The sequence below is a fragment of the Cupriavidus sp. IK-TO18 genome (assembly GCF_015549295.1).
Taxonomy (GTDB): Bacteria; Pseudomonadota; Gammaproteobacteria; order Burkholderiales; family Burkholderiaceae; genus Cupriavidus; species Cupriavidus oxalaticus_A.
Genome location: NZ_JADGMP010000026.1, coordinates 184,986 through 211,232, shown reverse-complemented (window position 1 = coordinate 211,232; position 26,247 = coordinate 184,986). Strand labels below are relative to the sequence as shown.

The following is a 26,247-nucleotide window of genomic DNA, read 5'->3' as shown; positions in this document are numbered from 1 at the left end:
CGGCGTGATCGCCGGCCTTTTGCATTGGTGCAGCGCGAATTTGGAGGGTCAGCCTCGCACCAGCGCACCGTTTTCCATGTGCACGCGCTCGCCGACCTGCACCGCGGGGTCCTGCTCATACGTGAAGGTGCGGTGGCTGCCGTCATCCATGCGGACGCGCACCTGATAGTGGGTGTCCTTGCTCACGGCCTTTTCGATCTGGTTGCCTGCGACGCCGCCGCCCACCGCACCGACAACCGTGCCGACGATGCGGCCATTGCCCTTGCCCACCTGGTTGCCCAGCAGGCCGCCGACCACGGCGCCGCCGAGCGCGCCCAGGCCGCTGGTGTTGGGCTTCTGGGTCTCTATCGGCGTGACGGCGACGATGCGGCCGGCATATGGGCTGCCCTTGGCGGCCGGGCGCTCGGTGCCGGCGCTCTGGCTGGCGCGGGGCTCGCTATCGCGCTGGGCGGCCTGGCGCGCGGGAGCGGTGCGCGGTGCCGCTTGCGTCGGCTGCGAGGAAGTGGCGTTCTGGCGCGATTGCGCGGGCTGGCCGTCGTCGTAGACAGGCGGACGCGTAGTACTGCCTGGCGGCGGGGCGGTCTGCGTGGTGACCGGCAAAGGCCCTTGCGGCGCCTGTGCAGCTTGCTGGCTTTGCGGTGCGTGCAGATCAGGGTCGGCCTTGCCGAGCGGCAGCACGCCGGTGACGGCGGCGACGGCGGTCAGGCTGGCAATGACCACGGCCACGGCTGCCGCGCCGATCAGCGGATGCAGCCGGCGCAGCGGCGGCAGCGGCTGCAGCGGTGTGGGGGTGTGGTCGTGCGAAGTGGCTTGGCTCTGCATTGTGGCTCCGGTGCGGCGATGGCCGCGATGGGATGGAACCAGTTTGGCGGAAGCGGGGGGCGTTTTCCGTTTGTTTTTGTAAATATATGTAGGCGGAAAAGGCCTTTTGTATCAATGAGTTGGGCGTGGCTTGGTGCGGCGGGGAGGTGGGGCTGTAACAGATGATGGCCCGTGCGGCGTGTCTTGATCTACCGCTTGTGTGCTCCCTCTCCCGCTTGCGGGAGAGGGAGCAAACCGTCAGTCTTCCTTGCGCAGGTGCGGGAACAGGATGACGTCGCGGATATTCGGGCTATCCGTCAGCAGCATCACCAGGCGATCGATGCCGATGCCGCAGCCGCCCGTCGGGGGCATGCCGTATTCCAGCGCGCGGATATAGTCGGCGTCGAAATACATCGCCTCCTCGTCGCCGGCATCCTTCTGCTCGACCTGCTTGCGGAAGCGGTCGGCCTGGTCCTCGGCATCATTGAGCTCCGAGAAGCCGTTGGCGATCTCGCGGCCGGTGATGAACAGCTCGAATCGCTCGGTGATGCCCGGCACCGTGTCCGAAGCGCGCGCCAGCGGCGAGACCTCGACCGGGTAGTCGACGATGAACGTCGGCTCCCACAGCTGGCTCTCGGCGGTTTCCTCGAACAGCACCAGCTGCAGCGTGCCCAGCCCGGCATTGAGGAACTGCGGCGCGTTGGTGTTGACGCCGAACTTCTTCAGCTCGACGCGCAGGAACTCGGCATCGGCCAGTTGCGCGTCGGTGTACTGCGGCGCGAACTTCTGGATCGCCTGGCAGATGGTCAGGCGATGGAACGGCTTCGACAGGTCGAGCTCGCGGTCCTGGTAGGTCAGCACGGCGCTGCCGCGCGCGTCGATCGCGGCCTTGCGGATCAGGTCTTCGGTGAAGTCCATCAGCCAGCGGTAGTCCGTGTAGGCCGCGTAGAACTCCATCATGGTGAACTCGGGGTTGTGGCGCGGGCTCACCCCCTCGTTGCGGAAGTTGCGGTTGATCTCGAACACGCGCTCGAAGCCGCCGACGACCAGGCGCTTCAGGTACAGCTCGGGCGCGATGCGCATGAACATCTGCATGTCCAGCGCGTTGTGGTGCGTGATGAACGGCTTGGCCGCGGCGCCGCCCGGGATCGGGTGCAGCATCGGCGTTTCCACTTCCATGAAGCCGGCGTCGGCCATATGGCGGCGCAGCGAGGAGATCGCGTTGGTGCGGGCACGGAAGGTGTTGCGCGTTTCCGGCGACACGATCAGGTCGACATAGCGCTGGCGGTACTTCATCTCCTGGTCGGCCAGGCCGTGGAACTTGTCCGGCAGCGGACGCAGCGACTTGGACAGCAGGCGCAGCTCGCGCACCTGCACCGACAGCTCGCCCTTGTTGGTGCGGAACAGCTCGCCGCGGGCGCTGATGATGTCGCCCAGGTCCCAGTGCTTGAAGGCGGCGTAGACCTCTTCGCCGACCTTGTCGCGGGTGATGTAGAACTGGATCTGGCCGCTGCCGTCCTGCACGGTGGCGAAGCTGGCCTTGCCCATCACGCGCTTGAGCATCATGCGGCCGGCGATCGCGACCTCGACCGGGCTGGCTTCGAGCGCGGCCTGGTCGGACTCGCCATACTGCGCGTGCAGCGCGGCGGCCTGGTGGGTGGGGCGGAAATCGTTGGGGAAGGCCACGCCTTGCTGGCGCAGCGCGGCCAGCTTCTCGCGCCGCTCCGCGATGATCTTGTTCTCGTCGACGGCGGGCGTGTCCGCGGCGGCTGGCTTGGCCTGCGACTTGGCCTGGGCGTGATTCGGTTCGGTCATGATGTCTTCTAGCGTCGCACGCGGCGGGCCGCGCGCGGGATCAGTATGGCTTCAGTAATTGCGGAGATCGTCCAGCTCGGTGCTGCCGAAATCCGGGCGGTGCAGGTAGGCGACGATGCGGCCCGCGGTTTCCTCGGCGGAAGCGAGCTGTTCGTTCGCCTTCAGGTCGCGGAAGCGCTGGACCTGGGCAAAGTCGGCGTTGCGGATCACGTTCTGCATGCCGGTATCGATCACGCCCGGCGCCAGCGCCACCGCGCGCACGGTGCGCGGTGCCGGTGCCTGCGCATACTCGGCGTTGACCGAGCGCATGAACATGTCCAGGCCCGCCTTGCCGGCGCAGTAGGCGCTCCAGCCCTCGATCGGGCGGCGTGCCGCGCCGGAAGAGATCGCCAGCACCTTGCGCGGGCAGTCGAACTTCTCGGTGCGCTCCAGGAACGCAGCGGTCATCGTCATCGGCGCCGCGAGGTTGGTCAGCAAGTGCGGTACCAGCGTGCTTTCCTGCAGGCGCGAGACCGGGCCGATCGGCTCGACCACGCCGGCGTTCAGGATCAGCGTGGCGCTGGCCGGCGGCTGGTCGAGGGTATCGATCACGCTGGCCAGCCAGGTGGCCGCGGGGCCGGCCTGGGACAGGTCCTGCAGGTGCCAGGCCACCGGCACGCCGCTCATGGTGGCGATGCGCTCCAGCTCGTTGTTGCGGCTGCGCGCCACGCAGATCAGGCGGTTGCCCGGCACGAGCAGGGCGTTGGTCAGTGCAGCGCCCAGCCCGCGCGAGGCGCCGGTGATGATGTAGAGGTGATTGGCTTCGCTCATGGTGCCCCGGTCGGAGATGTCGCCCTGCCGCCGTGCGGTGCGGCGCGGGCGGTGGTACAGCGTTGGATGGATTGCTGTGCCGCCGCCGGCCGCGCCGGCAGGGCGGGCGGCGCGGACAACGGTCGTTGCCTTACAGTCCTTGCTTGAGGCTGGCCTCGATGAACGGGTCCAGGTCGCCGTCCAGCACCTTCTGGGTATTGGACATTTCCACGTTGGTGCGCAGGTCCTTGATGCGGCTCTGGTCCAGCACGTAGGAGCGGATCTGGTGGCCCCAGCCCACGTCGGTCTTGCCGGCTTCCAGCTTGTCGGCCTCGGCCTGGCGCTTGCGCATCTCGTGCTCGTACAGGCGCGACTTCAGCATCGACATGGCCTCGGCACGGTTGCGGTGCTGCGAGCGGTCGTTCTGGCACTGCACCACGATGCCGGTCGGGATGTGCGTGATCCGCACGGCCGAATCGGTCTTGTTGATGTGCTGGCCGCCGGCGCCCGAAGCGCGGTACGTGTCCACGCGCAGGTCGGCCGGGTTGACTTCCACTTCGAACGAGTCGTCCACCTCGGGGTAGACGAACACCGACGAGAACGAGGTATGGCGCCCGCCCGACGAATCGAACGGCGACTTGCGCACCAGGCGGTGCACGCCGGTCTCGGTACGCAGATAGCCGAAGGCGTATTCGCCCTCGATCTTGATGGTCGCGCTCTTGATGCCGGCCACGTCGCCTTCGGACTCTTCCAGCACCTCGGCCTTGAAGCCCTTGCGCTCGCAGTACTTCAGGTACTGGCGCAGCAGCATCGAGGCCCAGTCGCAGGCTTCGGTGCCGCCGGCGCCGGCCTGGATGTCGATAAAGGCGTTGGCCTGGTCCATTTCGCCGGAGAACATGCGGCGGAATTCCATGCCCGCCACAATCTCCTCGAAGCCCTGGACGTCGGTTTCGATCGATTCGAGGGTCTCGTCGTCGCCTTCTTCCTTGGCGAGCTCGAACAGTTCCTCGGCACCGCTAAGGTCGTCCGTGAGCTTGCCGAGGACGCTGACCACGCCCTCGAGGGCCTTTTTTTCCTTGCCGAGATCCTGGGCGCGCTTGGGGTTGTTCCAGACGTCCGGGTCTTCCAGCAGGCCGTTGACTTCGTCCAGCCTTCCTACTTTGACATCGTAGTCAAAGATACCCCCGTAGATCTTCCGTCCGGGAACGGAGATCGGAGATGGCACCGGAGATGGCGTTGAGGCGTTCTGCTTCCATGATGTTCCTGCGCTTCGAAAACCTTGAATTATAGCGGATTGGTGCCCGGGATCGGTCGCGGATTCGGGCATTTGCGGCGGCCATGGCTGCCGCGCGGCGAACGGAAAGGCCATGCGATGGTCTATCCGGCGGTGCCGGGCAGCGCACGCGGCGATAATACGCATTCGCAAGCCGCCCCCCGGCATGAAGACAAACAGGGACGCATGACGAAAACCAGACATGACATCGAGGCAGGCCGGCGCCGCGCGCTGGGCCTGCTGCTGGCCGCCACCGCCGCCGCGGTCGCGGCCGGCTGCGGCACCACCGGCGGCCCCGTGCCGGATGGCTATTACCGCGTGGAACGCGGCGATACGCTCTATTCGATCGCCCGCAAGCACGGCCGCACCGTGCGCGACCTGACCCGCTGGAACAGCGACATCGCCAGCCCCAGCCAGATCGAAGTGGGCCAGCTGATCCGCGTGCGGCCGCCCGGCGGCAGTGCCGCCGCCTCGGCCGGCTCGACCGCCTCGACCGGCACCGGCCAGGCCGTCACCGATACCCCACGCGCCGACAGCGGCGCGTCAAGGCCGCCCGCCAGCAGCATCCGCCTGCAATGGCCGGCCGACGGCCGCGTCATCGCGCGCTACTCGCCGCCCGCCAGCAAGGGCCTGACCATTGCCGTGCCGGCCAACGGCACGGTGCGCGCCGCCGCGGCCGGCCGGGCCATCCATGTGGGCAACCTGCGCGGCTACGGCATGCTGGTGATCGTCAAGCACAACGACGACTGGCTGACCGTCTACGGCAACCTGGACCAGCCGCTGGTCAGCGAGGGCACCACGGTGGCGGCCGGGCAGGACGTGGGCCGCATGGGCGCCAGCGCCAGCGAACTGCATTTCGAAGTGCGCGCCAATGGCAAGCCGGTCGATCCGGCGGCCTATCTCCCCGCGCGCGGCTAGGACCGGGGCGATGCCCCGGCCGGCACGCTATTGCGCGTGCTCGATCACCAGTTGCACGCGCGTGACGCCGTTGAAGGTGTTGTTGTCGAGCCGGTAGGCCACCTGCGCGCTGGCCCCGAGCGATTCGGCGTGGTTGAACCAGATCGCATCGAAGCGCTGGCTGCCGCGCCCGAGCTGCAGCTTCAGGTGCTTGCCCTTGAGCACGCTCTGGCGCAGCACGTCGAACTCGCCGCAAAAGGTCGGTGCCGGGAAGCCCTGGCCCCACACCTGCTGCTCCAGCAGGGTGACGAATTCTGGGCTGAAGCAGTGGTCCTCGATATCGCCGTCGGTCTCGATCACGCGCGCGAGCTGGTCGTCGGTCAGCCATTCCTTGCCGACCGCTTCGAAGGCTTCCTGGAACTCGGCAAAACGCTCGGCGCGCACGGTCAGGCCGGCCGCCATGGCATGGCCGCCGAACTTGACCATCATGCCGGGGCAGCGCTTGGACACCAGGTCGAGCGCGTCGCGCAGGTGGAAGCCCGGGATCGAGCGGCCCGAGCCCTTGATGGTGGCTTCATCGCCGGGCGCGAAGGTGATGGTGGGGCGGTGGTACTTGTCCTTGAGCCGCGATGCGACGATGCCGATCACGCCCTGGTGCCAGGTGTCGTTGAACACGCTGACGGTAAAGCGCGCCGACGGATCCGGGCCGGCAAGACCGGCCATGGGCTGCTCCAGGATCTGCAAGGCCTCCTGCTGCATGCCGGCCTCGATATCGCGCCGCTCGCGGTTCATGCTGTCGAGCTCCTGGGCGATTTCCCAGGCGCGGTTGGCATCGTCGGTCAGCAGGCATTCGATGCCCAGCGACATGTCCGCCAGCCGGCCGGCCGCGTTCAGGCGCGGGCCCAGCCCGAAGCCGAGGTCGAAGGTATTGGCACGCGACGCCTCGCGGCCCGCGGCGCGGAACAGCGCCGCCACGCCCGGCTGCATGCGTCCCGCGCGCATCCGCCGCAGGCCCTGCGCCACCAGGATGCGGTTATTGGTGTCGAGCTTGACCACGTCGGCGACGGTGCCCAGCGCCACCAGGTCGAGCAGCGTCTGCAGCGGCGGCTGGGTGGCCTGGGTGTAGACGCCGCGCCGGCGCAGCTCGGCGCGCAGCGCCAGCAGCACGTAGAACATCACGCCCACGCCCGCCAGGTTCTTGCTCGGGAATTCGCAGCCCGGCTGGTTCGGGTTGACGATCACCGCCGCGTCGGGCAGTTCGGCGCCCGGCAGGTGGTGGTCGGTCACCACCACGTCGATTCCCAGCGCATTGGCCGCGGCCACGCCGTCGACGCTGGCGATGCCGTTGTCGACGGTGACGATCACGTCCGGCTGCTGCCTGGCCGCCAGCGCCACGATCTCCGGCGTCAGGCCGTAGCCGTACTCGAAGCGGTTGGGGACGATGTACTCGACCCGCGCGCCCAGCATGCGCAGCCCGCGCACCCCGACCGCGCAGGCGGTGGCGCCGTCGCAGTCATAGTCGGCGACGATCAGCAGGCGCTTGCCGGCGGCGATGGCGTCGGCGAGGTAGGTGGCGGCATGGCCGATGCCCTTCATGGCGCCCGGTGGCACCAGTTCAGGCAGGTCGGTCGCCAGCTCGGCGGTGCGGGCCACGCCGCGCGCGGCCAGGATGCGGGCCAGCGTGGGATGCAATCCGGCGGCGGCCAGCGTGGAGACGTGTTCGGAGGAATAGGTGCGGATGGCGATCCGGGTCATGGCGGGGCGGTCTTGTTCTTGCGATGGGTCGTTGGCTGGCGTTCGGCGAGGTTCAGGCGGCAAAGGCGAGGTCGGACAGCAGCGCGCGCCAGTCGCCGCGCTGGCCCATGCCGCGCCAGAACTTGCGCAGGTCGGCGCGGGTCACGGTGAACTCGGCAAAGTGGTTCTCGCCGCCCAGCACCAGCGTCACGCCGCCGATGCCGCCTGCGGCCAGCGCCTCCAGCGCCGGTGCGAACCAGTCGGCATCGAGCGCATGCATGCGCTCGATCCACAGGCCCCAGTCCTCCGTGATATGGGCTTCGGTGGCGAGTTCCAGCATCGCCAACGCCGATCCCCCGGACGCCGCCACGCCGGCCAATCCCGCTGGCACGGGCAATACGCGGCTGCCGGCGGCCAGCGCCAGCCCGGCCAGGAACGGGTCGTCGCTCAGTACCGTGTCGGCCAGGCGCGGCACGGCCTGCAGCGTGCCGCCGCCATACAGCCAGACCGAGTTCACCGGCAGCTCGCCGCGCGCCTCGCGGGCCTGGTTGACCGGGTGGTCGAACCAGGTCATCTGGATCTCGTTCTGTACCCGGCGCCAGTCGCGCGCACGCTCGCCGGCCTGCATCCAGATATCGATGTTGCGCCCGGCCGCGCGCAGCGGCGTGGTCGCTACCAGCGGGCCGAACACTGACTCGGGAAGGTACCAGCGCACCGGGCAGGGCGTCTGCAGCGCGATGCCGGATTCCTGCAGCAGCGGCTCGATGGCGGCGTGCAGCGCGGCCGCCTCATCCGGCCGGATGCCGAGATGCGCCGGCGGCATCAGCACCAGGTGGTCGCGTGCCGCGTGGATGTGCACCGGCTGCAGGCAGGCCCAGGACTGGCCGTCCGCCGCCAGGGCGGCTGCGCTGCTGTCGGCCAGCCGCATATAAGGCGCCGACGGCACCCGGCCTGTGTCGAGCCCCGTCTTGGCGGCCAGCCAGCGTTCCTGCGGCAGGCTGCGCAGGAACGGGTCGTCGTGCCGCTCGCGCTGGCCCGGCGTGGCCCGCGTCAGCAACTTTCCGAGCGCTGGCAGCTCCAACTGCCGCAGCAGCGCGCCGGGAATGACGTCGTCACGGCCGTCGTCGCCGGCGCCCGGCGGGACGGAAAAGGGCACAATCAGGGTCAGGTGCGTCATCATGGTGGCGAGATTGTAAACTTCCGGCTGGTCGATGCCAGTCCCGCGCCGCTTCCGTGCATCGTGGAAGGCGTTCGCCACGGCTCCCTGAGTGCCGCCGGCGCCCCTTGAAAGGGCGGCGGCGATATCCCGAAACAACAGGAATCCTCTTGAACTTTCCCTACGAGTGGCAGATCGGCTGGCGATACACCCGCGCCAGCAAGCGCGCCAGCCGCAACACCTTTATTTCGTTTATCTCGATGATCTCGATGTTCGGGATCGCCCTGGGCGTGGCCGCGCTGATCGTGGTGCTGTCGGTGATGAACGGCTTCCAGAAAGAAGTGCGCGACCGCATGCTGTCGGTGCTGGCGCATATCGAGGTCATCGGCCCGTCGTCGCTGCCCGACTGGCAGCACACCGCGGCCGAGGCGATGCAGAACAAGGAAGTGGTCGGCGCCGCGCCCTATGTGGCGGCGCAGGCCATGCTGACCCGCGACGATGCCGTGCGCGGCGTGCTGCTGCGTGGTGTCGAGCCGTCGCAGGAACCCAAGGTCTCGGACATCGGCAGCCAGTTCAAGTCCGGCAGCATGAACGCGCTGGTGCCGGGCGAATTCGGCATCGCGCTGGGCAACGAGCTGGCCAATGCCATGGGCGTGCAGGTCGGCGACAAGGTTACGCTGGTCGCGCCGCAGGGCACCATCACGCCGGCCGGCGTGCTGCCGCGGCTCAAGCAGTTCACCGTGACCGGCATCTTCTCGTCGGGCCACTTCGAGTTCGACAGCGCGCTGGCGCTGGTCAACATGCATGACGCCGAGACGCTGTTCCGCCTGAGCGGACCTACCGGTGTGCGGCTGAAGCTGCAGGACATGCAGCGCGCGCCGCAGGTGGCGCAGCAGCTCGCCGGCACCATGTCGGGCGAGCTGTACCTGCGCGACTGGTCCAAGCAGAACCGCAACTGGTTCGCCGCGGTGCAGACCGAGAAGCGCATGATGTTCATCATCCTGACGCTGATCATCGCGGTGGCCGCGTTCAACCTGGTGTCGACGCTGGTGATGACCGTGACCGACAAGCAGGCCGATATCGCCATCCTGCGCACCATGGGCGCGCAGCCCCGCTCGATCATGAAGATCTTTATCGTGCAGGGCGTCGCCATCGGCTTTATCGGCACCATCCTGGGCGTGGCCGGCGGTACGCTGATCGCGACCAATATCGACGTGATTGTGCCGTTTATCGAGCGCGTGCTCAGCGTGCAGTTCCTGCCGCGCGACATCTATTTCATCAGTGAATTGCCTTCGGATCCCCGCGTGAACGACATCGCCACCATCGGCATCATTTCCTTCGTGCTGGCCACGCTGGCCACGCTGTACCCCAGCTGGCGTGCCGCCCGCGTCAACCCCGCGGAGGCGCTGCGCTATGAGTGAAGCCGTGCTGCAAGCGGATACCGCCCCCAATGCGGCGGGCCAGGCGGTCGCCGGTTCGCCGGTGCTGGTGGCGGAGGGCCTGACCAAGCGTTTTCGCCAGGGCGGGCTCGATGTCGAAGTGCTGCGCGGCGTGGACGTGCGCGTCAATGCCGGCGAGAAGGTCGCCATCGTCGGTGCGTCCGGCTCGGGCAAGAGCACGCTGCTGCATGTGCTGGGCGGGCTCGACAATCCCGACTCGGGCCGCGTTGCGCTGCTCGGCAAGCCGTTCACGGCGCTGCGCGAGCGCGAGCGCAATGTGGTGCGCAACCGCTCGCTGGGCTTTGTCTACCAGTTCCATCACCTGCTGCCGGAATTCACCGCGCTCGACAACGTGGCGATGCCGATGCGTATCCGCGGCATGACGCAGCACGATGCGCGCGGCACGGCGCAGGCGATGCTGGAGCGCGTGGGGCTGGGCGGCCGCTCCAAACACCGGCCGGGCGAGCTGTCCGGCGGCGAGCGGCAGCGCGTGGCGATCGCGCGCGCGCTGGTGGGGCAACCCGCCTGCGTGCTGGCCGACGAACCGACCGGCAACCTCGACGACCATACCGCCGGCGGCGTCTACGATCTGATGCTCGAACTGTCGCGCACGCTCGGCACCAGCTTCGTCATCGTCACCCACGACCTCGACCTGGCCGGCCGCTGCGACCGCGTGCTGCGGCTGCGCGACGGCCACCTGCACCAGGAACGCTAGGCCGGGCCCCCGGCATTGCACCATGTGGATCGACACCCACTGCCATCTCGACGCGCGCGAATTCGACGCTGACCGGCGCCAGGTAGCCGACGCGGCCGAGGCCGCCGGCGTGCGCGGCATGGTCGTGCCGGCGGTGGCGGTGTGGAATTTCGAGGCGGTGCGCAAGCTGGCGCACGAGGACTCGCGCTGTGTCTACGCACTCGGCATCCATCCGCTCTGCTCGCCCGGTACCGGGCAGGCCGATATCGATGCGCTGCGGCGCGAGGTGGCGGCCAGCATGGGCGATCCGCGCTTCGTCGGCATTGGCGAGATCGGGCTCGATTTCTTTGTCGCCGGTCTCGATAGCAATCACCAGGCCTGGCTCTATGCCGAACAGTTGAAGATCGCGCGCGAATTTGACCTGCCGGTGCTGCTGCATGTGCGCAAGTCGCAGGACCAGGTCGGCGCGCAGTTGCGCAAGCTGGGCGTGAAGCGCGGCATCGCCCATGCGTTCAACGGCAGCCATGAGCAGGCGCGGCGCTTTGTCGAGCAGGGCTTCAAGCTTGGCTTCGGCGGCAACCTGACCTTCAGCCGCGCGCGCCAGATCCGACGGCTGGCTACGGACATGCCGCTGGAGGCGCTGGTGCTGGAAACCGACGCTCCCGATATCGCACCCGCGTGGCTTGCCGACGACCAGTTCGGCGAGCAGCACAAGGTGCGCAACACCCCCGCCGAAGTCGCCGGCGTGGCGCGCGTGCTGAGCGATCTGCGCGGCATCGATGCCGCGGCGCTGGCGCAGGCAACCTGGCGCAATGCCGTCGAGGCACTGCCGCGGCTGGCTGCGTTCGCCGAATCCATGGCGCCGGCCACACACACAACTTCCACGATTTCCTGACAGGCTGACAAGCTTTCCGCTGCATCGTGCGGTTACAACTCTGGCTGTGTGCAATCAGCCGGGGAGATGCCGTGCGCGTGTTCGTGGTGGCGTTCGTCGCGGGATGCTGGCTGCTGCAGCAGCAGGCAACGCTGCCGCGGCAGGACGTCGTGCGCGTGGCCGCTGCCGGTCTGGTGCTGGCGGCCATCGCGATGCTGCTGCGTGGCAGGCGCCTGCGTGCCGCATGGCGGGGACTGGTGCTGGCCGCCGTGGCCGCGGTGGCCGTTGGTGCCGCGTTCTGCTGGGCGGCATGGCGCGCCGATATGCGCTTGCGGGAGTGGTTGCCCGCATCGCTCGAATCGCGCGATCTCGACGTGCAGGGTGTGGTTTCCGGATTGCCGTCCGAATCAGCGGGCGGCGTCCGCTTTGCCTTCACCGTCGGGAAGACCGTGCCGGATGGGGCGGACGAACCAGGGTTGACGTTGCCCGGCCGGCTGCTTCTCCACTGGCGCGACGCGCCGCCTGACCTGTACCCCGGCCAGCGCTATACCCTGACCATACGCCTGCGGCGCCCGCGCGGACTGGCCAATCCCTTCGGCTTCGACTATGCCTATTGGCTGCTGGCGCAGGGCTATGGCGCGACGGGCTACGTACGACGCGCGCATGGTCCGCCGCAGGAGGCAACGCGGGAACGGCTCGCATGGCGCATCGAAGCGTGGCGCGCGGCAGTGCGCGATCACCTGCGCGCGGCGCTGCCGGATGATGCGCGCTATGGCCCGGTGCTGGTCGCGCTGGTGATCGGCGACCAGCGCGGCATCGATACGGAAGACTGGCAGTTGTTCCGGCGTACCGGCATCAGCCACCTTGTCAGCATTTCAGGCCTGCACATCACCATGATCGCTGGCATGGCGGGGTCGTTCGCCGGCATGCTGTGGCGGCATTCGTTCGGGCTGGGGCGCCGGCTGCGCCGGCCGCTGCCCCTGTGGCTGCCGGCCAGGCACGCGGCCCTGGTGACGGCGGTAGCCGGTGCGGTGACATACGGGCTGCTGGCCGGGATGCAGGTGCCCGCGTTGCGCACGGTGGCGATGCTATGCGTGGCCGCACTGGCGGTGTGGAGTGGGCGGGCACCGCCGGCGTCGGTGGTGCTGGCTTGTGCGGCACTGGCGGCGTTGCTGCTGGATCCGTGGGCGGTGATGTCGCCGGGCTTCTGGCTGTCTTTCGGCGCGGTGGCGGTGATCTTCTACGCTGCCCGGTCCGGGCATGGCGCGCCGGAAACTCGCTGGCAACGCATGCGTGCCACGCTTGCCGCCGCGGCGCGCACGCAATGGGCGGTCACAGCCGGGCTGGTGCCGCTGACGCTGTTGCTGTTCCAGCAGGTGTCGGTGGTGTCGCCGCTCGCCAATGCTATCGCGATCCCGGTGGTCAGCCTGCTGGTGACGCCACTGTCGCTGGCTGCCGCCGCCGCGCCGGCCATGCTGGCCACGCCGTTGCTGGCCGTCGCGCACCAGGCCATGGTATGGCTGGCCGCCTTGCTGGGTTGGCTTTCCGGCCTGCCGTGGGCCATGTGGGAGGCGCCGGCATCGGGGCCGTTGCCGCTGCTGCTCGCCCTGCTCGGGATCGCGCTGTTGCTGGCGCCGCCTGCCAGTGCCGCGGCGCGCCTGCATGGCGGCCTGCTGGTGTTGCCGCTCGTATTGGCGCGCGGCCCGCCGGTGGCGCATGGCGAGTTCCGTGCGGTGATGCTCGACGTGGGGCAGGGGACCGCGGTGCTGGTGCAGACGCGTACGCATGCGCTGCTGTACGACACGGGCCCTGGCTATGCATCGGGCTCCAGTGCGGGCGCGCAAGTGGTGGTGCCGGTGCTGCGCGGCCTGGGTCTCGGCCGGCTCGACCAGCTGATGGTCAGCCATGAAGACGCGGATCATGCCGGTGGTGTGGCTGACGTGGCGGCGGCGGTGGCCGTAGCGGCGCGCAGTACCGGCGCGCCGCCGCACCATGCCTTGCTCGGGCCGCCAGCATCCGGCTGGGCGCCGTGCGCGGACGGCCAGCAATGGGACTGGGACGGCGTGCGTTTCACGGTGCTGCATCCGTTGCCATTGCAGTCGCAACAGGCGGCGATCGCCAGCAACGCCCGTAGCTGTGTGCTGAGCGTGGCGACCGCGCGGCATCGCCTGTTGCTGACCGGCGATATCGGCGTGGCCGAAGAACGCGCGCTGATCGACAGGCTGCCGCCCGAAGCGCTGCATGCCGACGTGATGGTGGTGGCGCACCACGGCAGCGGCACCTCTTCCGGTGCAGCGTGGCTGGACGCGGTGCGGCCCCGGGCGGCGGTATTCCAGCTTGGCTATGCCAACCGCTACCGCCACCCCCGCGCCGACGTGTGGGAGCGCTATGGACGCGCCGGCATCGCGCGCTACCGCACTGACGAAACCGGCGCGGTGACCATGGCCACGGCGCCGGCGGGGTATGCGTTGTCAGTGTTTCGGCAGGCCGAGCCGCGCTATTGGCGCGCGCGGCCGGAGGCGCCGCGCTAGCGGGCCTTGCGGCGTCGCGCGCGGGTGGCCGCCGGGGCAGGTTGCGCGTCGGCGGCAGCCGGCTGGGGCTTGGCGCGGCCTCGGGCAGGCGGCAGCGTGCGTGCCGGCTCGGCGCCCGCGATGCGGCGTTCGCGCAGGTGGGCCTTGGCACGCTGCAGCCCGGCGGCAACCGTTTCCGCGCGCTCCAGTGCCACGCCCGCGGCCAGCACGTCGCCAAGCACCAGGTGGCTGATGCGCGAGGTCATCGGCGTATAGACCTCGCTGTCTTCCTCGACATCGGAAAACACGCTAACGTCGGCCAGCTTGGCCAGCGGCGAGCCGCTGTGGGTGATCGCCAGCACGCTGGCGCCGCTGCTGCGCGCCAGCGTGGCGGCAGTCAGCATGTCCCAGGTGCGGCCGCTGTTGGACACCAGCACCGCCACGTCGCCGGCGCCGAGCAGCGCGGCGGACATGCTGAAGACATGCGGGTCGGAATAGGCGACGGTCGGGATGCCGAGACGGAAGAACTTGTGCTGGATGTCGAGCGCGACGATGCCGGAATTGCCGCAGCCGTAGAACTCGATGCGGCGGGCGCGCGCCAGCAGGTGGATGCCGTGTTCGATCTGGTCGGCCGACAGCGCGTTGCGCACGCTCATCAGCGTGGCGATGGTGCGGTCGAACACCTTGCCGGCGATGTCGGCGGGGCGGTCGTGGGCGTCCACATCCTGGTGCACGAATGGCATGCCGCCGCCGACGTTCTGCGCGAATTGCAGCTTGAACTCGCGGAAGCCGTCGTAGCCCAGTGCGGCGCAGAACCGTGCGATGGTGGGCTGCGACACGCCTGCGCGCTCGGCCAGTTCGGGCATCGACAGGCGGATAACGGCGGCGCCGTGCTCGGCGACGTAGTCCGCCAGACGGCGTTCGGAGGGGCGGAGCGTGTCGTAGACGGCAAGGATTCGGTCGCGCATGGCGGCGGGCGGATATCAGGTTGTTCGGGATTCTCTAATGTAGAGATTCTACATCCGTTGGCGAGGCATCGTGCCCGAAATCGTGCCCGCCTGGCTGTCAGGGTTTGCCCGTGATGTGGGAAAACAAGCAAGATTGAGCGCCATTGTGATGCATGATCCAGTCGACGGCGGCATTGCTATCGGTAATAATGTAGAAAATCTACATGCGATCGCGCCGCTTTGGTGCTACGCCCCGACAAAAGGAACGCCTCCGCCATGCCCATTGCCGTCCATGCCGAGCTGTTGGCCGTCACCGAACGCATCGTTGCCCGCAGCCGCGCCAGCCGTGCCGCCTACCTTGCACGCTGCGAGCGTGCGCAAGCCGAGCTGGGACCGCTGCGCGGCATGTCCTGCGCCAACCTGGCGCACGGCTTCGCCGCACTGCCAGCCAACGACAAGCTGAAGCTGCGCGTCGACCATGCGCCCAATCTCGGCATCGTCACCGCGTACAACGACATGCTGTCGGCGCACCAGCCCTATGAGCGCTACCCCGGCGTCATCCGCGAAGCCGCGCGCGCGGTCGGGGCCGTGGCGCAGGTGGCGGGCGGCGTGCCGGCGATGTGCGATGGCATCACGCAGGGCAACGCCGGCATGGAGCTGTCGCTGTTCTCGCGCGATGCGATTGCCATGGGCACGGCCATCGCGTTGTCGCACAACACCTTCGATGCGGCGCTGATGCTGGGCGTGTGCGACAAGATCGTGCCGGGCCTGCTGATGGGCGCGCTGCAGTTCGGCCACCTGCCGGTAGTGTTCGTGCCGGCGGGCCCGATGGCCACCGGCCTGTCCAACAAGGAGAAGGCGCGCGTGCGCCAGCTTTACGCCACCGGCCAGGTTGGCCGCGATGCGCTGCTCGAGGCCGAATGCCAGGCCTACCACGGGGCCGGCACCTGCACCTTCTATGGCACCGCCAACAGCAACCAGTTCCTGATGGAGATCATGGGCCTGCACCTGCCCGGCGCGGCCTTCGTCCACCCGGACAGCGGCCTGCGCGATGCGCTGACGGCCGCGGCGGCGCAGCGCGCGATTGCGCTGAGTGCGCGCGGCAGCGACTACCTGCCGCTGGCGCGCATCGTCGACGAGCGCGCCGTGGCCAACGCCATGGTCGGCCTGCTGGCGACAGGCGGCTCGACCAACCACACCATCCACCTGGTGGCCATGGCGCGCGCCGCCGGCATCATCATCGACTGGGACGACTTCGACCGACTGTCGCGCATCACGCCGCTGCTGGCGCGGGTGTACCCGAACGGCTCCGCCGACGTGAACCACTTCCATGCCGCCGGCGGGGCCGGGCTGATTATCCGCGAGCTGCTGCAGGCCGGGCTGCTGCATGAGGACGTGCAGACCGTCGCGGGCCCGGGCCTGGCGCGCTACACGCAGGAGCCGGTGATGCGCGATAGCGTGCTGCAATGGCGCGAGGGGGCGACGGCAAGCGGCGACGCCCAGGTCGTTGCCAGCGCCGCGGCGCCGTTCTCGCCCGAAGGCGGGCTGCGGCTGATGCAGGGCAACCTGGGCCGCGGTGTGATCAAGGTCTCGGCCGTGGCGCCCGAGCATCGCGTGGTTGAGGCGCCGGTGCGCGTCTTCGATGCGCAGGAAGCGCTGCAGGCCGCGTTCGATGCCGGCGAACTGAATGGCGACCTGGTCGCCGTGGTCCGCTTCCAGGGGCCGAACGCCAACGGCATGCCCGAGCTGCACCGCCTGACGCCGGTGCTGGGCGCGCTGCAGGACGCCGGCCACAAGGTGGCGCTGGTGACCGACGGGCGCATGTCGGGCGCGTCGGGCAAGGTGCCTGCGGTGATCCACGTCGGCCCTGAGGCACTGGCCGGCGGCGCGCTGGCCCGCGTGCGCGACGGCGACCGCATCCGCGTCGACGCGGTCGCCGGCGTGCTGCAATGGCTGGGCGACGAGGGCGAGTTCGCGGCGCGCGAGCCGGCGCCGGCCCCGGCCGACGATTTTGCCCGGTTCAGCCTCGGGCGCGGCCTGTTTGGCTCGTTCCGGCGCCATGCGCGCATCGCGGAAGAGGGGGGCAGCGCACTCGACCTGTCCGAAGCGGATGCCGGCGCCGCGCCAGGCGCATCCGCCGCTGCCGTGGCGGCGCAAACCGTCGCACAATAGCCTTGCGCACCTGCCTCACGACAGCAAGACGATACCAAGACCGACGGAGCAGACATGATCTATATCCTGATGGGCGTTTCCGGCAGCGGCAAGACCACGGTCGGCCAGCTGCTGGCGCAGCGCCTGGGCTGCGGCTTCCATGACGCGGACGAATTCCACAGCGAGGCCAACAAGGCCAAGATGCACGCGGGCATCCCGCTGACCGACGAAGACCGCTGGCCCTGGCTGGCGGCGATGCGCGCCGCCATCGACACGGCGCGCGCCGAAGGCCGGACCCACGTGTTCACTTGCTCGGCCCTGCGCCAGGCGTACCGCGACCGGCTCACGCCGCCAGACGGCGGCGTGACCTTCGTCCACATGAAGGGCGATGCCGCACTGATCGCCGGGCGCCTGTCCGCCCGCAGCGACCACTTCTTCAATCCCGAGCTGCTGCAGAGCCAGTTCGATACGCTGGAAGCGCCGCGCGACGCGCTGGAGCTCGATATCCGCCAGTCGCCCGAAGTCCTGGTGGACACCATCCTGCAGGCTTCCGCTCGCTGAGCCTTTCGCCCGCGATCCACCGCGCCATCGCAATGACGGCCGCCAGCCTCGCCGGCGGCCGTTTTTGCGTGCGCTGGCAGACATCTTGCTAGCTCACTTTCCGTGCCGGCCAGGATTCGCCAGCTTGCGGCTTTCGCCGGTACAGGTATGCTGAAAGGGCCAGTGACTCGACAGTATCGCCGCGCCAATGCCATCGGAGACCCTCCCGGGCCCCGAGGCAATAACGCGGCGGGCTTGTGGCAGGACAGCCAGGTCAAACCAGGGCGGCCGGATGCGGGGCAGTGGCAGCACCCGACGCCCACTACATGGAGGAACGGCCATCATGGCAGGGCGGTTTTTCGACGAGATGCTGGACTGGCGCGCCGACGGGGCGCCCACGGTCATCCAGGCAGGGCAGGCATTGCCCGACGGGGCGGTACGCCCGCATTACCGGCATTTCGCTGACTGGCTGGCGCGGCAGTCCGGCGGCACCATGGACAACAAGCGGGCCGAGGCGGACCTGATCTTCCGGCGCGTGGGCATTACCTTTGCCGTCTATGGCGACAAGGACGAAGCCAACAGCGGCACCGAGCGCACCATCCCGTTCGACGTGATCCCGCGCATCTTCCCGGCCAGCGAATGGGCGCTGCTGGAAAAAGGCCTGCGCCAGCGCGTGGCTGCGCTGAACCGGTTCATCCACGACATCTACCACGGCCAGGACATCATCCGGGCCGGCGTGATCCCGCCCGATCAGATCTACAACAACGCCCAGTACCGACCCGAGATGCTCGGCGTCACCGTGCCGCACGACATCTATGCGCACGTGGCCGGCATCGACGTGGTGCGTGCCGGCGAGGGCGAGTTCTACGTGCTGGAAGACAACCTGCGCGTGCCCTCCGGCGTGTCGTACATGCTGGAAAACCGCAAGATGATGATGCGGCTGTTCCCGGACCTGTTCGCACGCAACCGCGTCGCGCCGGTGGCGCACTATCCCGACCTGCTGCTCGACATGCTGCGCGGCGTATCGCCGCAGGCGATCGCCGATCCCACGGTGGTGGTGCTGACTCCGGGCATGTATAACTCGGCGTACTTCGAGCACGCCTTCCTGGCGCAGCAGATGGGCGTTGAACTGGTCGAAGGCAGCGACCTGTTCGTCGAGGACGACCACCTGTTCATGCGCACCACGCAGGGACCGCAGCGCATCGACGTGATCTACCGGCGCGTCGACGACGACTTCCTCGACCCGCTGGTGTTCCGGCACGATTCCGCGCTTGGCGCGGCCGGGCTGCTGTCGGTCTACCGTGCCGGCAACGTGACCATCTGCAATGCGATCGGCACCGGCGTGGCGGACGACAAGTCGATCTATCCGTACGTGCCCGACATGATCCGCTTCTACCTCGGCGAAGAGGTCATCCTCAACAACGTACCCACCTACATGTGCCGGCGTCCCGACGACCTGCAGTACGTGCTCGACCATATGCAAGAGCTGGTGGTCAAGGAAACCCACGGCGCCGGCGGCTACGGCATGCTGGTGGGTCCGGCCGCGACGCGCGCCGAGATCGATGCCTTCCGCGAGGTGGTCAAGGCCAGGCCCGAGCAGTACATCGCGCAGCCGACGCTGGCGCTGTCGACCTGCCCGACCTATGTGGAGTCGGGCATCGCCCCGCGCCATATCGACCTGCGCCCGTTCGTGCTGTCGGGCAAGGAGGTGCGCATGGTGCCCGGCGGGCTCACGCGCGTGGCGCTGCGCGAGGGCTCGCTGGTGGTCAATTCCTCGCAAGGGGGCGGCACCAAGGACACCTGGGTGCTCGAACGATGACGACGACAGCCCCTCACGCGATCAAGACCGCGAGCAACACCGCGATCAACACCGCCGCTGCCATGCCAGGAGAGCCCACATGCTGAGCCGTACCGCCGACCACCTGTTCTGGATGGCCCGCTACACCGAGCGCGCGGAAAACACCGCACGGATGCTCGACGTCAACTACCAGACCTCGCTGCTGCCGCAGTCGGCCGAGGTGGCCGAGCAGGGCTGGTGGGCGATGCTCGATATCTCGGAGCTGACGCAGGCCTTCGACCACAAGTACGGCCTGCTGTCGCGCGACGACGTGATCGACTTCATGGTGCGCGACATGACCAATGTGTCGTCGATCATGAGTTGCCTGCGCGCGGCACGCGAGAACGCGCGCGCGGTGCGCGGCTCGCTGACCACCGAAGTCTGGGAAACCGTCAACACGACCTGGCTCGACGTGCAGCGCATGATCGCCGACGGCGTACTCAGGGAAGACCCGTCGAGCTTCTTCGAATGGGTCAAGTTCCGCTCGCACCTGGCGCGCGGCGTGCAGTTCGGCACCATGCTCAAGGACGATGCCTTTCACTTCATGCGGCTGGGCACCTTCCTGGAGCGCGCCGACAATACCGCGCGGATCCTCGACGTCAAGTTCCAGGCCTCGGGCAGTGACGACAGCGATCCCAACCGCGAGCAGAACGACTTCTACCACTGGGCTGCGGTGCTGCGCTCGGTGTCCGGCTTCGAGGTCTACCGCAAGGTGTATCGCGCGGTGGTCACGCCACAGCGCGTGGCCGAACTGCTGGTGCTGCGCCCCGACATGCCGCGCTCGCTGGTGTCGAGCATGGACGAGGTGGTGACGATCCTGGCCATGGTGCGCAACCAGCAGTCGGCGGAGACCGAGCGGCAGGCTGGTAAACTCCACGCCGACCTGAAATACGCGCGCATCGACGACATCTTTGCCGTCGGCCTGCATGCGTACCTGACCAGCTTCCTGGAGCGCATCGGCGATCTCGGCAATGGCATCAGCCGGGACTTCCTGGTACCGCTGCAGGCGGCCTGACATGGGCGCACCGGCAACGACCATGTGCTGCCGCCGCCGCGCCGCGCCCTGATACCGTGAAATACAAGATCCACCACCATACTGTCTACCGCTATGCCGAGCCGGTGCGCCGCAGCGTGCACGAGCTGCGGCTCGAGCCGCGCTCGGGCCCGCTGCAGACCGTGCACAGCTGGCAGCTGAGCACGCCGGGCAACCCGTCGGCGGCGTGCGACGGCTTCGGTAACATCGTGCACAACTTCACCGTGGCGGGCCCGGCGGACACCATTGCCATCGAAGCCAGCGGCGAAGTGGAAGTGCTGCCTCCGCATGGCGACCTCGACCGCGACGGCCACCATGCCTTCTGCGATGCGCCGCCGGCCGGCGAATCGCGCGTGTCGCCGCTGTACTTCCTCGGCAGCACGCCGCTGACCACGGCGCCGCGCGAGATGCAGGCCTTCGCCGCGCCTTTCCTGGCCTCGGGCCATGAAATTCCCGCGTTGCTGGCGCTGGCCCAGGCCGTCGGCGAACGCGTCCGCTACAAGCCCAATACCACCGATGTCGGGACTTCAGCCGCCGAGGCGTTCGGCCTGGGCAGCGGCGTGTGCCAGGATCAGGCGCAAGTGATGGTGGCGGTATGCCGCGCGCTCGGTGTGCCGGCGCGCTATGTGAGCGGCTACTTCTACGATCCCGCCGCGACCGAACTGGCCAGCCATGCATGGGCCGACGTTTGTCTGGATCCCCAGCGCGAGATCTGGTGCAGCATCGACATCACCCACGGCTGCCTCACCGACGAGCGCCATGTCCGCCTCGCCGTGGGGCGCGACTACCAGTCTGCCGCACCGGTCCGGGGCATCCTGGAGGGCGGTGCCGGCGAGACGCTCGAGGTCAATGTCGTGATCACGCCGCTTGTCGATCCGGTCTAGCTTCGGCCGCGCCAATTAGGTGCCACATTCCAGAACCGGCACCGAGACACGGCAGCGGCGCTAGAATCCGTTAATGCAGCCCTCCGGCCGGCCACTCCCGGCCGTCCGACAAGAACACCAGAACAAGACCATGACGTACTGTGTAGCCATGCGGCTGGATGCCGGCCTGGTATTCCTGTCCGATTCCCGCACCAACGCCGGGGTGGACGCCATCTCGACGGCACGCAAGATGACCGTGTTCGAAGAGCCAGGCGACCGCGTGATGGTGCTGATGACCGCGGGCAACCTCGCCATCAGCCAGTCGGTGCGCCAGATCCTGGCGGAGAACCACGACGACAAGCGCTCGTTGTGGAACGCGCGGGACATGTTCGAAGCCGCGTCCATCGTCGGTGACGCGGTGCGCCAGGTGCACAAGCGCGACGCGCATGCGCTGCGCGATGCCGGCATCGAATTCAACGTCAGCCTGATCTTCGGCGGCCAGGTCCGCGGCGAGCGGGTGCGGCTGTTCAACATCTATGCTGCCGGCAACTTCGTCGAAGCCACGCCGGAAAACTGTTATTTCCAGATCGGCGAGGCCAAGTACGGCAAGCCCATCATCGACCGCGTCGTGCATCCGTCGCTGCCGCTGGCCGAGGGCGCGAAATGCGCGCTGATCTCGATGGATTCGACGCTGAAGTCCAATATTTCAGTGGGTTTGCCGCTGGACCTGCTGGTCTACGAGGCGGATTCGCTGCGCGTGACGCGCTTCGTCAACATCGACGAGCGCAACGCCTATTTCCGCATGATCCGCGATACCTGGGGCCACCGGCTGCGCCAGGTGTTCGGCGAAATCCACAACCCCGAATGGGACCCGGCCCTGCCGGCCGACTTCCCGCTGGCGCGCAGCGGCGAGGGCGACTGCTGGGGCCAGCCCGTGCGCGCCAGGCGCAATCCCTCCCGCACCCAGGAATGAGGGGCGGGGCGGTGCGCGAGATCATCCATTTTTCACATGCCAACGGCTTTCCGGTCACGACGTACCGCAAGCTGTTCGGCGAACTGGACGGCGAGTTCGAGTTCCGCGCCGTGGACCGTTACGGCCACCGGCCCCAGTTTCCGGTCACGCGTGGCTGGCCGCATCTGGTGGAAGAACTGCTCGAGGAAGTGGGGCGCCAGTACCGCGAGCCGGTCTGGCTGGTGGGCCATTCGCTGGGCGGCTTCCTGTCGATGATGGCGGCGCTGCGCCGGCCCGAATGGGTGCGCGGCGTGGTGATGCTGGACTCGCCGATCATTGCCGGCTGGCGCGCCTCGCTGCTGAAGACGGCGCAGGTGCTCGGCATCGACGAAAAGCCTGGCCCGGCGGCGGTGACGAAGAACCGGCGCACGCACTGGCCCGATGCCGAGGCCGTGTGGCAGCACTTCCGCGGCAAGCCGAATTTTGCCGTGTGGGACCAGGAGGTGCTGCGCGACTATGCGCTCCATGGCACCGAGCCGACCGGCAAGGGCAACGAGCGGCGCCTGCGCTTCGACCGCGAGGTCGAGTACTGGATCTACCGCACGCTGCCTACCAGCCTGGGGCGCAAGCTCAGGCGGGGCGCGCCGGTGCCGGTCGGCTTTGTCGCCGGTACGCGCTCGCGCGAGGTGCGCCAGTGCGGCCTTGCCGCGACCCGCAAGCTCGTGGGCGAAAACCTGCGCTTTATCGAGGGCGGCCATTTATACCCGATGGAGCGGCCGCAGGAAACGGCGCAACTGGTGCGCGACCTGATCGGAGCGATGCGCCGCGACGGGCGCTGATCCTTCGTTGATCATTTTCAAGCGGCGCATGCGGCGCAGCCTGCCGCGCGGCCCGGAAGATCCCCATAGAGCCCCGCCCGCCAGGCGATTGGCGGGCGGGGCTGTCACAATTTCCGGGTCGGCGCGGACCGGGCTCTCATGTATAATCCCGATTTCCCCGGCAAGCTCGGTTTATGACCAAATTCGTCTTCGTCACCGGTGGCGTCGTCTCTTCTCTCGGCAAGGGCATCGCTGCTGCCTCGCTCGCGGCCATTCTTGAGTCGCGCGGCCTCAAAGTCACCCTCCTCAAGCTAGATCCCTACATCAACGTCGATCCCGGCACGATGAGCCCCTTCCAGCATGGCGAGGTGTTTGTCACGGAAGACGGTGCGGAAACCGACCTCGATCTCGGCCACTACGAGCGTTTCGTCTCGGCCAAGATGCGCAAGTCGAACAACTTCACCACCGGCCAGATCTACGAATCGGTGATCCGCAAGGAGCGCCGCGGCGAATACCTCGGCAAGACCGTGCAGGTGATTCCGCATATCACCAACGAGATCCAGGCCTTCATCGAGAAGGGCGCCGCTGCCTCGCACGACGGCAAGGCCGACGTGGCGCTGGTGGAAATCGGCGGTACCGTGGGTGACATCGAATCGCTGCCGTTCCTGGAAGCCGCGCGCCAGATGAGCCTGCGCATGGGACGCAACCACGCTGCCTTCGTGCACCTGACGCTGGTGCCGTTCATTGCCAGCGCCGGCGAGCTGAAGACCAAGCCGACCCAGCACTCGGTGCAGAAACTGCGTGAAATCGGCATTTCGCCGACCGCGCTGCTGTGCCGCGCCGACCGCCCGATCCCGGACGACGAGCGCGCCAAGATTTCGCTGTTCGCCAATATCCCGCAAGACGCCGTGATCTCGGTGTGGGATGCGGACAGCATCTACAAGATTCCGCAGATGCTCAACGAGCAGGGCCTCGACCGCCTGATCTGCGAGGAACTGCGCCTGGACCCGCGCCCGGCCGACCTGTCGATGTGGCAGAAGCTGGTCAACGCCCAGGAACATCCCGAGCACGAAATCACCATCGGCATGGTCGGCAAGTACGTCGACCTGACCGAGTCGTACAAGTCGCTGATCGAGGCGCTGCGCCACGCCGGCATGCACACCGCCACGCGCGTCAACATCGAGTACATCGATTCCGAGGAACTGGAATCGGGCCACCTCGAAGTGCTGGCCCCGCTCGACGCCATCCTGGTGCCGGGCGGCTTCGGCAAGCGCGGCACGGAAGGCAAGATCCGCGCGATCCAGTACGCCCGCGAGAACAAGGTGCCGTACCTGGGCATCTGCCTCGGCATGCAGCTGGCCGTGATCGAGTTTGCCCGCCACGTGGCCAATATGGCCGACGCCAACTCGACCGAATTCAACCTTGAAACCGAACACCCGGTGGTCGCGCTGATCACCGAGTGGGTCGACCGCGAAGGCAAGGTCGAGCAGCGCTCGGCCGATTCCGATCTGGGCGGCACCATGCGCCTGGGCGCGCAGCGCGTGCCGGTCAAGGAAGGCACCAAGGCCAACGCCATCTACGGCGCCGAGGTCAACGAGCGCCACCGTCACCGCTACGAGGTCAACAACCATTACGTGCCGACGCTGGAAAACGCCGGCATGGTGATCTCGGCCCGTACCCCGACCGAGAACCTGCCGGAAATGATGGAGCTGCCGGAGTCGATGCACCCGTGGTTCGTCGGCGTGCAGTTCCACCCGGAATTCACCTCGACGCCGCGTGACGGCCATCCGCTGTTCAAGGCCTACGTCGAAGCCGCGCTTGCCAGCCAGCAGCGCAAGGGCGCCTGAGGCCAGGCGGCAAGAGAGGAGTCTGTCATGAAACTCTGTGGATTCGAGGTCGGCCTCGACAAGCCGTTCTTCCTGATCGCCGGTCCGTGCGTGATCGAGTCCGAGCAGATGGCGCTGGATACCGCCGGCGAGCTCAAGGCCATCACCGCTGAACTGGGCATCCCGTTCATCTACAAGTCGTCGTTCGACAAGGCCAACCGTTCTTCCGGCAAATCGTTCCGCGGCCTGGGGATGGAGAAGGGCCTGGAGATCCTGGCGACCGTCAAGCGCGAAGTCGGCGTGCCGGTGCTGACCGACATCCACGAGATCGACGAGATCAAGCCCGTCGCCGCCGTGGTCGACGTGCTGCAGACCCCGGCCTTCCTGTGCCGCCAGACCGATTTCATCCGTGCCTGCGCCCAGAGCGGCAAGCCGGTGAACATCAAGAAGGGCCAGTTCCTGGCGCCGGGCGACATGAAGAACGTGATCGACAAGGCCCGCGACGCCGCGCGCGAAGCCGGCCTGCCGGATGACGTCTTCATGGCCTGCGAACGCGGCGTCTCGTTCGGCTACAACAACCTCGTGTCCGACATGCGCTCGCTGGCGATCATGCGCGAGACCGGTGCCCCGGTGGTGTTCGACGCCACCCACTCGGTGCAGCTGCCGGGCGGCCAGGGCACCAGCTCCGGCGGCCAGCGCGAGTTCGTGCCGGTGCTGTCGCGCGCCGCCGTCGCCACCGGCGTGGCGGGCCTGTTCATGGAAACGCACCCGGATCCGAGCAAGGCGATGTCCGACGGCCCCAACGCGGTGCCGCTGTCGCGCATGAAGGAACTGCTGGCCGTACTCAAGGAACTGGACACGCTGGTCAAGCGCGCCGGTTTCCTGGAAGACAACTTCGGCTGGCCGGCCTGCGCCTGAGCAGGCCCGGTCTTGTCACCACCGCAATGCCGGTGGTGACAAACCATATCGAAAGACAATACAAAAAATCGGGAGATTCTCCATGGCCGCGGGCTATATCATCGCCTACGTCGACGTGACCGACCCCCAGCAGTACGAAGAATACAAAGTGCTGTCGAGCAAGGCCATGCAGATCCATGGCGCCGAGGTGCTGGTACGCGGCGGCAAGACCGAGCCGCTGGAAGGCGAGTGGGCGCCGAGCCGCGTCGTGGTGCTGAAATTCCCCAGCTATGAAGCCGCCAAGTCGTTCCACGACGGCGAAGCCTATCGCGCGGCCCGCAAGGCGCGCGAGCATGCGGCAAAGATGAACATGATCGTGGTGGAAGGCGCTGCCTGAGGGT

22 protein-coding genes are annotated in these 26,247 nt (G+C 68.0%); 15 read left to right on the top strand and 7 right to left on the bottom strand.

Going from position 1 to position 26,247, the window contains the following annotated elements; genetic code table 11:
* Positions 1-48: 48 nt before the first annotated feature.
* The 4 genes from IPF36_RS19555 to prfB form a co-directional block, all read right to left on the bottom strand.
* Positions 49-822, bottom strand: a complete 774-nt coding sequence (locus IPF36_RS19555) for a glycine zipper 2TM domain-containing protein (protein ID WP_195429642.1) — start codon at positions 820-822, stop codon at positions 49-51.
* 237 nt (positions 823-1,059) lie between these two features.
* The gene (gene lysS, locus IPF36_RS19550; RefSeq protein ID WP_195429640.1) at positions 1,060-2,616 is read right to left on the bottom strand and encodes a lysine--tRNA ligase; all 1,557 of its coding nucleotides are present in this window, start codon (positions 2,614-2,616) and stop codon (positions 1,060-1,062) included.
* 51 nt (positions 2,617-2,667) lie between these two features.
* Positions 2,668-3,426 (bottom strand): SDR family oxidoreductase, encoded by a 759-nt coding sequence (locus tag IPF36_RS19545; RefSeq protein WP_133097580.1) that lies wholly within the window; start codon positions 3,424-3,426, stop codon positions 2,668-2,670.
* Between the two features lie 130 nt (positions 3,427-3,556).
* Positions 3,557-4,661, bottom strand: a protein-coding gene (gene prfB, locus IPF36_RS19540; RefSeq protein WP_133097579.1) for a peptide chain release factor 2 whose coding sequence is annotated in 2 segments (ribosomal slippage) — positions 3,557-4,579 and positions 4,581-4,661 — 1,104 coding nt in all. Because the reading frame shifts where the segments join, the coding sequence is not laid out codon by codon here.
* 203 nt (positions 4,662-4,864) lie between these two features.
* Here prfB and IPF36_RS19535 point away from each other — a divergent pair.
* Positions 4,865-5,596 carry a peptidoglycan DD-metalloendopeptidase family protein gene (locus IPF36_RS19535; protein WP_135704938.1) on the top strand — a complete coding sequence of 244 codons (732 nt, stop codon included), beginning with the start codon at positions 4,865-4,867 and terminating at the stop codon, positions 5,594-5,596.
* A gap of 27 nt (positions 5,597-5,623) precedes the next feature.
* Here the strand turns inward: IPF36_RS19535 and recJ are convergent, their stop codons facing one another.
* Together recJ and IPF36_RS19525 are read right to left on the bottom strand one after the other, a co-directional pair.
* A complete protein-coding gene (gene recJ / locus IPF36_RS19530; protein WP_195429630.1) occupies positions 5,624-7,330 on the bottom strand; it encodes a single-stranded-DNA-specific exonuclease RecJ in 1,707 nt (568 codons plus the stop codon).
* A gap of 52 nt (positions 7,331-7,382) precedes the next feature.
* The gene (locus tag IPF36_RS19525) at positions 7,383-8,489 is read right to left on the bottom strand and encodes a hypothetical protein (RefSeq protein ID WP_195429628.1); all 1,107 of its coding nucleotides are present in this window, start codon (positions 8,487-8,489) and stop codon (positions 7,383-7,385) included.
* A 146-nt stretch (positions 8,490-8,635) separates the two neighbouring features.
* On the opposite strand from IPF36_RS19525, the gene IPF36_RS19520 reads away from it, so the two are divergent.
* The 4 genes from IPF36_RS19520 (at position 8,636) to IPF36_RS19505 (ending at position 14,003) form a co-directional block, all read left to right on the top strand.
* The gene (locus IPF36_RS19520; protein ID WP_195429626.1) at positions 8,636-9,886 is read left to right on the top strand and encodes a lipoprotein-releasing ABC transporter permease subunit; all 1,251 of its coding nucleotides are present in this window, start codon (positions 8,636-8,638) and stop codon (positions 9,884-9,886) included.
* Positions 9,879-10,619: a lipoprotein-releasing ABC transporter ATP-binding protein LolD gene (lolD, locus tag IPF36_RS19515; RefSeq protein ID WP_133097574.1), complete on the top strand. Its 741-nt coding sequence runs from the start codon at positions 9,879-9,881 to the stop codon at positions 10,617-10,619. Before IPF36_RS19520 ends, lolD begins: the two co-directional genes overlap by 8 nt.
* A 22-nt stretch (positions 10,620-10,641) precedes the next feature.
* On the top strand, positions 10,642-11,493 hold the full coding sequence (locus IPF36_RS19510; protein WP_195429617.1) for a TatD family hydrolase: 852 nt from the start codon (positions 10,642-10,644) through the stop codon (positions 11,491-11,493).
* 71 nt (positions 11,494-11,564) lie between these two features.
* The gene (locus IPF36_RS19505; RefSeq protein WP_195429615.1) at positions 11,565-14,003 is read left to right on the top strand and encodes a DNA internalization-related competence protein ComEC/Rec2; all 2,439 of its coding nucleotides are present in this window, start codon (positions 11,565-11,567) and stop codon (positions 14,001-14,003) included.
* Here IPF36_RS19505 and IPF36_RS19500 read toward each other — a convergent pair.
* Positions 14,000-14,950: a MurR/RpiR family transcriptional regulator gene (locus tag IPF36_RS19500; protein ID WP_195429613.1), complete on the bottom strand. Its 951-nt coding sequence runs from the start codon at positions 14,948-14,950 to the stop codon at positions 14,000-14,002. The genes IPF36_RS19505 and IPF36_RS19500 overlap by 4 nt on opposite strands.
* A 255-nt stretch (positions 14,951-15,205) precedes the next feature.
* Between IPF36_RS19500 and edd the strand changes: the two genes are divergently transcribed.
* The 10 genes from edd (at position 15,206) to IPF36_RS19450 (ending at position 26,243) form a co-directional block, all read left to right on the top strand.
* On the top strand, positions 15,206-17,101 hold the full coding sequence (gene edd, locus IPF36_RS19495; protein ID WP_135704945.1) for a phosphogluconate dehydratase: 1,896 nt from the start codon (positions 15,206-15,208) through the stop codon (positions 17,099-17,101).
* Between the two features lie 54 nt (positions 17,102-17,155).
* Positions 17,156-17,641 (top strand): gluconokinase, encoded by a 486-nt coding sequence (locus IPF36_RS19490; protein WP_195429611.1) that lies wholly within the window; start codon positions 17,156-17,158, stop codon positions 17,639-17,641.
* A gap of 322 nt (positions 17,642-17,963) precedes the next feature.
* Positions 17,964-19,439, top strand: coding sequence for a circularly permuted type 2 ATP-grasp protein (locus tag IPF36_RS19485; RefSeq protein WP_133097526.1), 1,476 nt, complete (start codon positions 17,964-17,966; stop codon positions 19,437-19,439).
* A gap of 79 nt (positions 19,440-19,518) precedes the next feature.
* On the top strand, positions 19,519-20,472 hold the full coding sequence (locus IPF36_RS19480) for an alpha-E domain-containing protein (RefSeq protein ID WP_133097525.1): 954 nt from the start codon (positions 19,519-19,521) through the stop codon (positions 20,470-20,472).
* A 56-nt stretch (positions 20,473-20,528) separates the two neighbouring features.
* A complete protein-coding gene (locus IPF36_RS19475; protein WP_195429609.1) occupies positions 20,529-21,374 on the top strand; it encodes a transglutaminase family protein in 846 nt (281 codons plus the stop codon).
* Between the two features lie 130 nt (positions 21,375-21,504).
* Positions 21,505-22,326 carry a peptidase gene (locus IPF36_RS19470; RefSeq protein WP_133097523.1) on the top strand — a complete coding sequence of 274 codons (822 nt, stop codon included), beginning with the start codon at positions 21,505-21,507 and terminating at the stop codon, positions 22,324-22,326.
* Positions 22,327-22,337: 11 nt separating this feature from the next.
* Entirely contained in the window at positions 22,338-23,144 is an 807-nt protein-coding gene (locus tag IPF36_RS19465) for an alpha/beta fold hydrolase (protein ID WP_133097522.1), read from the top strand.
* A 173-nt stretch (positions 23,145-23,317) separates the two neighbouring features.
* Entirely contained in the window at positions 23,318-24,970 is a 1,653-nt protein-coding gene (locus tag IPF36_RS19460; protein WP_135704948.1) for a CTP synthase, read from the top strand.
* Positions 24,971-24,997: 27 nt separating this feature from the next.
* Positions 24,998-25,867 (top strand): 3-deoxy-8-phosphooctulonate synthase, encoded by an 870-nt coding sequence (kdsA, locus tag IPF36_RS19455; protein WP_135704949.1) that lies wholly within the window; start codon positions 24,998-25,000, stop codon positions 25,865-25,867.
* 82 nt (positions 25,868-25,949) lie between these two features.
* Positions 25,950-26,243, top strand: a complete 294-nt coding sequence (locus IPF36_RS19450; protein WP_133097519.1) for a DUF1330 domain-containing protein — start codon at positions 25,950-25,952, stop codon at positions 26,241-26,243.
* Positions 26,244-26,247 lie beyond the last annotated feature (4 nt).

Bases quoted from the DNA above. Each gene is read 5' to 3' on its own strand.
- IPF36_RS19555 (WP_195429642.1), bottom strand. From the start codon at position 822: ATGCAGAGCCAAGCCACTTCGCACGACCACACCCCCACACCGCTGCAG.
- lysS (WP_195429640.1), bottom strand. From the start codon at position 2,616: ATGACCGAACCGAATCACGCCCAGGCCAAGTCGCAGGCCAAGCCAGCC.
- IPF36_RS19545 (WP_133097580.1), bottom strand. From the start codon at position 3,426: ATGAGCGAAGCCAATCACCTCTACATCATCACCGGCGCCTCGCGCGGG.
- IPF36_RS19535 (WP_135704938.1), top strand. From the start codon at position 4,865: ATGACGAAAACCAGACATGACATCGAGGCAGGCCGGCGCCGCGCGCTG.
- recJ (WP_195429630.1), bottom strand. From the start codon at position 7,330: ATGACCCGGATCGCCATCCGCACCTATTCCTCCGAACACGTCTCCACG.
- IPF36_RS19525 (WP_195429628.1), bottom strand. From the start codon at position 8,489: ATGATGACGCACCTGACCCTGATTGTGCCCTTTTCCGTCCCGCCGGGC.
- lolD (WP_133097574.1), top strand. From the start codon at position 9,879: ATGAGTGAAGCCGTGCTGCAAGCGGATACCGCCCCCAATGCGGCGGGC.
- IPF36_RS19510 (WP_195429617.1), top strand. From the start codon at position 10,642: ATGTGGATCGACACCCACTGCCATCTCGACGCGCGCGAATTCGACGCT.
- IPF36_RS19500 (WP_195429613.1), bottom strand. From the start codon at position 14,950: ATGCGCGACCGAATCCTTGCCGTCTACGACACGCTCCGCCCCTCCGAA.
- edd (WP_135704945.1), top strand. From the start codon at position 15,206: ATGCCCATTGCCGTCCATGCCGAGCTGTTGGCCGTCACCGAACGCATC.
- IPF36_RS19490 (WP_195429611.1), top strand. From the start codon at position 17,156: ATGATCTATATCCTGATGGGCGTTTCCGGCAGCGGCAAGACCACGGTC.
- IPF36_RS19485 (WP_133097526.1), top strand. From the start codon at position 17,964: ATGGCAGGGCGGTTTTTCGACGAGATGCTGGACTGGCGCGCCGACGGG.
- IPF36_RS19480 (WP_133097525.1), top strand. From the start codon at position 19,519: ATGCTGAGCCGTACCGCCGACCACCTGTTCTGGATGGCCCGCTACACC.
- IPF36_RS19470 (WP_133097523.1), top strand. From the start codon at position 21,505: ATGACGTACTGTGTAGCCATGCGGCTGGATGCCGGCCTGGTATTCCTG.
- IPF36_RS19460 (WP_135704948.1), top strand. From the start codon at position 23,318: ATGACCAAATTCGTCTTCGTCACCGGTGGCGTCGTCTCTTCTCTCGGC.
- kdsA (WP_135704949.1), top strand. From the start codon at position 24,998: ATGAAACTCTGTGGATTCGAGGTCGGCCTCGACAAGCCGTTCTTCCTG.
- IPF36_RS19450 (WP_133097519.1), top strand. From the start codon at position 25,950: ATGGCCGCGGGCTATATCATCGCCTACGTCGACGTGACCGACCCCCAG.